This is a genomic window from Deltaproteobacteria bacterium (genome assembly GCA_009929795.1).
Taxonomy (GTDB): Bacteria; Desulfobacterota; Desulfovibrionia; order Desulfovibrionales; family Desulfomicrobiaceae; genus RZZR01.
This window is the reverse complement of record RZZR01000117.1, coordinates 1-7,002: the sequence shown is the minus strand read 5'-3', so window position 1 is coordinate 7,002 and position 7,002 is coordinate 1. Positions and strand designations below refer to the sequence as shown.

At 62.0% G+C, this 7,002-nt stretch carries 6 protein-coding genes; 1 reads left to right on the top strand and 5 read right to left on the bottom strand.

Annotation, left to right across the window (positions count from 1 at the left end):
* The 3 genes from EOM25_10940 to EOM25_10930 form a co-directional block, all read right to left on the bottom strand.
* A partial coding sequence (locus EOM25_10940) for a DEAD/DEAH box helicase (GenBank protein NCC25692.1) occupies nucleotides 1-1,239 on the bottom strand: 1,239 nt, incomplete at its 3' end.
* Nucleotides 1,240-1,293: 54 nt separating this feature from the next.
* Nucleotides 1,294-1,620 carry an AzlD domain-containing protein gene (locus EOM25_10935; protein ID NCC25691.1) on the bottom strand — a complete coding sequence of 109 codons (327 nt, stop codon included), beginning with the start codon at nucleotides 1,618-1,620 and terminating at the stop codon, nucleotides 1,294-1,296.
* Nucleotides 1,596-2,318, bottom strand: a complete 723-nt coding sequence (locus EOM25_10930) for a branched-chain amino acid ABC transporter permease (protein ID NCC25690.1) — start codon at nucleotides 2,316-2,318, stop codon at nucleotides 1,596-1,598. Before EOM25_10930 ends, EOM25_10935 begins: the two co-directional genes overlap by 25 nt.
* Nucleotides 2,319-2,413: 95 nt before the next feature.
* Here EOM25_10930 and EOM25_10925 point away from each other — a divergent pair, with 95 nt between their 5' ends.
* Nucleotides 2,414-3,853 (top strand): PLP-dependent aminotransferase family protein, encoded by a 1,440-nt coding sequence (locus tag EOM25_10925; protein ID NCC25689.1) that lies wholly within the window; start codon nucleotides 2,414-2,416, stop codon nucleotides 3,851-3,853.
* Nucleotides 3,854-3,970: 117 nt separating this feature from the next.
* Here EOM25_10925 and EOM25_10920 read toward each other — a convergent pair whose 3' ends face one another.
* The gene (locus EOM25_10920; GenBank protein NCC25688.1) at nucleotides 3,971-5,971 is read right to left on the bottom strand and encodes a hypothetical protein; all 2,001 of its coding nucleotides are present in this window, start codon (nucleotides 5,969-5,971) and stop codon (nucleotides 3,971-3,973) included.
* Nucleotides 5,972-6,189: 218 nt separating this feature from the next.
* On the bottom strand, nucleotides 6,190-7,002 hold the full coding sequence (locus EOM25_10915; GenBank protein ID NCC25687.1) for a hypothetical protein: 813 nt from the start codon (nucleotides 7,000-7,002) through the stop codon (nucleotides 6,190-6,192).

Below are 7,002 nucleotides of genomic sequence, written 5' to 3'. Positions count from 1 at the left end.
GATGAAGACCGTGGCCGACTCGAAGTCACCCCTCCCCACCCTGCCAGCCCGTTGCCAGGTGGCCATGATGGAACCCGGGTAGCCGACCAACAGGCAGAGATCGAGACCGCCGATGTCGATGCCCAATTCCAGGGCGCTGGTGGAAACCACGGCCAGAAGCTTGCCCCGGGACAGACGGTCCTCGATACTTCGGCGCTCCTCGGCCAGAAAACCGGCCCGGTACGGACTGACCAGCCGCCGCAGGCTCCGATCCCGCTGTCCGGCCCACAGGGAGATAAGCTCGGCCATCTTCCGGGACTGGGTGTAGACGATGGTCCGCACCTGGCGGACCAGGGCCGAATGGAGCATCCGCAATGCCCGGGAGCTGGTCCGTCCCTGACCGTTGACCAGAAGAAAATGCTTCTTGGGGCTTGGGGCCGTGCTTTCAGTCACGGCCTGAACCGGCAGGCCGCTCAGGCTTGAACAGAGCTCGGCCGGATTGGCAATGGTCGCCGAGCAGAACACGAAACACGGCGATGACCCGTAATGGCTGCAGACGCGCAGAAGCCGCCTGAAGACCCAGGCCATGTTCGAACCCAGAATGCCCCGATAGGTGTGGACCTCGTCCAGGACCACCAGACGAAGATTCTGGAAAAAGGTCTTCCAGGCCTGATGATGGGCCAGAAAGGACAGGTGGATCATCTCGGGGTTGGTGAAGACCACGGCCGGGGGCCTGCGCCGGATAAGGGTCCGTTCCGACGGACCCGTGTCCCCGTCGTAGGTGGCCGCATCGGGTCGATTGGCCTCGGCCATGGGCTCGGTCAGGGATGTGAAGGTCTTTAGCTGATCCTGGGCCAGGGCCTTGAGGGGAAAGACGTACAAGGCTCTGGCCTCGGGGCCGGACAACCTGGCCTCCAGGAAGGAGGCGTTGTAGACCAGGGATTTGCCGCTGGCCGTAGGCGTGGCCAGAACCGGATTGCGGCCAGCCAGGACGTGGGCGATGCCCTCGGCCTGATGGACGTACAGAGCCTCGACTCCGGCCTGGCGTACCAGATCGGCCACCGAATCCGACAAGGGGCCCTGCAGGGGCACGGTTCGGCCCGGCACGGGCGGGACGATTCGGTGGGCCACCACGTCGGGGCCAAGGTCCCGATCCTGGATCAGTCCCTGGACATACCCCTCGATGGGGGAAAGACTCGATGAAAAGGCAAATTTCGACACCGCATGCTCCGCAGGGCCGAATGGCCCGGAACGGGGCATACCATCCTTGACCCGGACTTCAAAGCCCGAGACTTGCGACCATCCCGGAGGAAATCAGACCGCCAGCAGCCGGAGCAGGGCCACGGACCCGATGCCCGTCAGGACCGCGCCGAAAAAGCTTTTGGTCTTCCAGGCCACGAGCAGGGTCGGACAGGCGGCCAAAAGAAAGACGTTGTCGAGCCCCACGTCCAGGGCCTCGTTGCGAACCAGGATTTCCGGGGCCAGGAGAGCTGCCAGGACCGCCGTGGGCACATGCCCCAGCCAGCGGACCACGCCCTCGGACAGGCCTCCGGAAGCCAGGGCCAGCAGAGGCAGGGCTCTGGGTATGTAGGTCACGGCCATCATGCCGAGGATGGTCAGGAAGATCGTCTGCTGGTCCATTGCTCCACTCCGTATCCGATGCTGGCCCCGAGGATCGTGGCCATGATGACGCTCGCCTGGCCGAAGCCGAAAAGGCTCAGGGCCAGGGCCCCGGTTCCGCCGGCCGCCGCCGAGACGAGATGCGCCCTGGACCGGATCTGGTCCAGAAGCAGGAAAATGAACATGGCCGCCAGAGCGAAATCGAGTCCCAGGGGCCTGACGTCGCCGACCATGTTCCCGGTCAGGATGCCCAGGGCCGTGCCCGTGACCCAGGCCGATTGGGCAATGGCGTTGACCATGAGGGTCGTGCCCCTGTCCAGCCGTTCCCGGGTCGCCCGGGCCGAATGCAGGGCAAAGGTCTCGTCCGTCAGCTCGAAGGCGAAGACGGCCAGAATCCGCTTTGGCCAATGTCTGAGGGCCGGGCTCATGGCCGCCGACATGAGGGTGTGCCGAAGGTTGACCACGAAGGTCGTGGCGATGATTGCCAGCGGCCCGGCCCCGGCCCCGATCAGGCTGACGGCGATGAGTTGGGCCGATCCGGCAAAGACCAGGACCGACATGATCAGGGTGTTGAACTCGCTGATACCGCTCTGTCTGGCCAGCACCCCGTAGGCGAACCCGACCGGGATGTAGCCCATGACCACCGGCGCGACCATCCGCAGGGCGTTCAAGGGCCAGCCCGGCAGCGGTCTCGACCATTCCGTCTCGATTTCTTCCATTGCTCCTCCAGACGTTCAAATGCTTGATGTCCGGAATCATACCGGATATCTGTCATCAAAACAGATACAGAAAAGATGAATTTCAACCAGAACAGATTGCCATGACCCAATTCCGATACCGGGAGATCGAGTCCCGCATCGTCGAACTCATCCGGGACAAGGCCCTGGCTCCTGGCGAAAAGCTGCCCTCCCTGCGGGCCATGAGCCGGACCATGAAGGCCAGCCTGTCCACCGTTGGCCAAGCCTATGTCGAGCTTGAAGGCAAGGGGGTCATCCAGTCCCGGCCCAGGTCCGGGTTCTACGTTGCCCCTGTTCAAAAACTCCTGCCCCGGACCGAGGCCGTGGCCGAAACCGAACTGCGGCCCAAGACAGTCAATCGGGTCCAGCTCATCCAGACCGTCCTGGAAGTCCTCGGCGACCGCGACCTCGTCCCCCTGGGCATCATTTCGCCTTCGCCAGAGCTTCTCCCCCGCCGCCTGCTCCGGTCCTACCTCCGCGAGGCCATGGATAGGCCCGAGGCCCTTGAATACGCACCGGTAGACGGCCTTCTCGAACTGCGCCGCCAGATCTGCCGTCTGTCCTTCGACGCCGGCATCGCCGTCCGGCCCGAGGAGATCGTGGTCACGGCCGGGGCCATGGAGGCTCTCTACATCGCCCTTCGCTGCGTGACCCGGCCCGGGGACACGGTTCTGATCCAATCCCCGACCTATTTCTGTTTCCTGCAGCTCGTCGAGACCCTGGGTCTTCGAGCCATCGAAGTTCCGGGCCACCCCGGCCGGGGCGTGGATCCGGCCGAGGTCGACAAGGCCATCCGGACCTTTGATGTTCGGGCCTGCATCCTCTCCCCGACCTTCAACAACCCCGACGGATGCCTGGCCGACGACGAGGCCAAGGCCGAGATCGTCCGGACCGTCGCCCGCCATGGAATTCCCCTCATCGAAGACGACGTTTCCGGGGATCTCTATTTCAACTCCGAACGGCCGACGGCCTGCAAGGCCATGGACCGCGACGGCCGGGTCATGCTCTGCTCATCCTTTTCCAAGACCGTGGCCCCGGGCTGCCGCCTGGGCTGGCTCATGCCGGGCCGTCTGGCCGACAAGGCCCGGGAGATCAAGGCCACCACCAGCGTCTGCACCGCTTCTCCGTTCCAGATGGCCCTGGCCGCCTACCTTTCCTCCGGCCGCTATCCGGCCCACCTCAAGAAACTCAGAACCGCCATTCGAGACCAGATGGCCCACATGCAAACCCACCTTGGCCGAAGCTTCCCGGCCGGAACCAGGGCCAGCCGCCCCCGGGGAGGGGCCGTTCTCTGGGTCGAACTGCCCGCCGACGTGGACGGCGTCGAATTCTTCTTCCAGGCCCGGGAAAACGGCATCAGTATCGCCCCGGGATGCATCTTCTCCACCCGGGAAAACTATCGGAACTACCTGCGTCTGAGCTGCAGCGGGGTCTGGGACGACCGGATCCGGGACGGCATCGAGACCTTGGGAACATTGGCCGGAAACATGCCCAGCCCGAGGCCGCCCAGAGGCTGACCATCCCGGGATCGTCAGGTCTTTGTTCAGGCGGCAAAAAATCGAGGCCCAACCGGAACGTCTCCGGTCGGGCCTCTCGTCTTTCACGGCATCCTGGACGAAATATCGGAAAACCGACTATTCCGGAGTGAAATAGAGCATGGCCACGGTCCCCCGCTTGCTGCATGACTGCTCGTTCTGTCCCCCGGACTTATACCGATACGTTCCGACCATGGTCACGTTCAGTCCGGTGTAAAACTGTCCGGCCGTGGTGCACTCGACCGCATGCTCGACGTCGAGAAATTCGCTCATCTCCCTGTCGGAGGCCCGGGCCGGAAAGACCGAATGGTCGCTGATGTACGTCCCCACGATGTCGATCAGTTCGGGGTCGAACTTGTAATCGAACGACAACTCGCCGACATGATATCTGATCCGGGCGGTCCCCTTGGTTTTTCCCTCGGGCAAGGTGAAGACGAAGTTGAGGGTCGGATTGATTGTTTGGACTTCATGCACGGTGAACGGAAAATCGGTCTCCACGCTCACCCGGATTCTGCCATTGAACAAACAGTCATAGCCATCCAAGGACACATCGAACGTCTTGGCATAGGAATGCTGCCCCGAGCCCTGATATTCGATCTCAATCCAACGGAAATCAACATACTCCCATGTACCGGACAAGGCGACTTGGCCGAGGACATAGACGCCGAAGACGTTCGTTCCCTCCTCAAGATTCAGATCGGCCCCGTATCCCGAAGTCAGAAAGGTCCCCTCTGAGTCGTAGACGTGAAACCCAAGGTTCTCCCCGCCCGCCTGAGCGCTCTCGATGCCAAGCCTGACCGGGCTTGTGCCGCTGGAATACGTGTCCTCGATTTCGCTTCCGTCAACGGATAACCGATATGGAGGCATGATGGCCGTCCCCGCCGTCCCGGCCTGAAACTCCCGCCACCCAACATCCAGAAGCCGCCAGTCCAGATCGGCGTCCTTGGCGCAAAAATAGATGTACGGAAAGGGAAAGGTCTGCCCCCCCTGCTCCGCTGCACCTTCATATGCCTCGAAGGTATTGTCGGCCTTCAGGGTGATAGTCCGGCCCGTGTCCGCCGGCCAGTTGGAGTCGGCCACGGAGATCTTTCGGTTGTGAGCCCTGTAGGCGACCAGCGCATGGCCTAAACCGTTCTGGGCAAAAATGCCCACAGACTGGGGCTGTCCGGTGACATGGATGGCGTTGGCCAATACGATGTATTGGGCCAAATCAGAATCAGAAAACATGAGAAAATGCTCGTAAAAATATTTGCTCGAATTGAACCTTTTGTAATCCTCCTGGGCCTGGGCCGACCATCTATAACCCTGGGGATTGTCCTCCCACAGGTTCTCCAATCGATCGTACTTGCCGTACAGGGGCCCCCGCGAGGACTTTTGAGTCGTGAAGTAGTACATGGCCGTCATGCTGATGCCCGTGCAGATCCCCCCTGGAGCGTTGTAGGCCCCTCTGTTCGGAAATTCCCAGTCATCCACCGCCGGACGGAAGCCCGAGTCGGCGTCCATGGACAGCATGACGTTCACGTCAAACGAACTAATGAGGATGGAAGCCGACTCCCAGAGGCTCTGGGTCCTCGTCCTAGTCGAAGATGCCCCTCCGGTTCCGAAACGCGAAGCCAGCAGGTGGACGTATCCGTTTTCGTAGACCGAAGGCACAGCCGAAAGCTCCCCGGTGGACTCGTCAACATAAAAGCCCATGACGTACCGGCCCGCTCCCGCTGAAACCGGAATCTTCAAGATATTGATCTCTTCCCCGTAACCCTCCCCGACCTTGATCCGGATCACACCCATGACCGGATCGACCTTGGGACCGAGATCGTGGCTGACGATTTCGGCATATTTGACCGACACGGACGCCCCGTTCGGGAACGCCCCGAAGGACACATTCAGATCGCCTCCATCCAGGGGCGTTCCAGTTCCGGCGATGGCCAGATTTCCGCCTTGTGAGGAAACCGTGGTCTGCAGAACGCTCACCTCCGGGCCGGTGACGATAGCCTGTTTGTCTCCGTCGCCGCTTCCATCGCCGCCGTCGCAGGACATCAAGACGAACAGGCTGCCAATCAAGAGCAAAACCGTCCGGAGTTGATTGAGTCGTCGGTTCATTTCCCCTCCCGTGTTGACCGTCTCCGACACCTTCCCTGCACCGATGACCGTAACCGAAGCGCCTTCGGAGGCAGAAGCCAATGCCCGGACTTCGGATTCAAGGGTTCTTTCGTTGATACCGAAAGAATGAAGACGGTGTCAAAGAAAACAGGTCGAAAAATGATCTTGGCCCAGTCATGGCCTTTGGATCACTGGTTGGGATCTGGCGGCCGAGTCGTCTACGGCCGAGCCTCGGCCCTGGGCATGGCCGGGACCGGAGGTCTGGAACGGGCCTTGTCCGCTTGCATCGCGAATCTGGGCCAGTCACCGAACTGGTAAACCAGAAGAACCACCAAGGCCTGGACGATCATGGAGGCCAGCATGGCCATCCAGACCCCGTCGGCTCCGCCCACGACCTTGTGGCCCAGGTACCAGGCCAGGGGGATGCGGACCAGCCAGGCCGATCCGCCCACACAGAGCATCTGGTACAGGGTGGCCCCGGCCCCGGTGAACGCCCCACCGAGGACCATGCCCACCAGCAGAAACGGCAAACCCGCGAGGTTGAATCGAAGATAGGACAGAGCCACCGCGTGGACCTCGGGATCCGAGGCCACGAATCGGGCAATCGTCGGCAGGCTGGACCAAGCTGCGGCCACGATGACCGCCACCACGGCCATGCCAACGCCAAGGATACGATATCCGCTCTTTCTGGCCTCGCCCGGATCCCTGGCCCCCAGGTGGTGTCCAACGATGATGGCCGCCGTGAAGTTGAAGGCAAAGGCCGGCAGAAAGAACAGGGACTCGACCCGCAATCCGGCGCTCATCCCGGCCAGGGCCGTCACGCTGCCCGTTGGCAGACTGCCGGTGATGGCGAACAAAACCATATAGGCCGAATGCCAGACAAGCTGCATCAGGGCCGCTGGCAAGGCCACCTTAAAGAGATAAGGGAAGGCCCGTTTGACCCACCTCCATGGCGCGAAGCTGTATCTGGCCAGCAGGCGCAGCCAGATCAGAACCACGAGATTGAAGATCGTCCCGCAATTGATGGACAG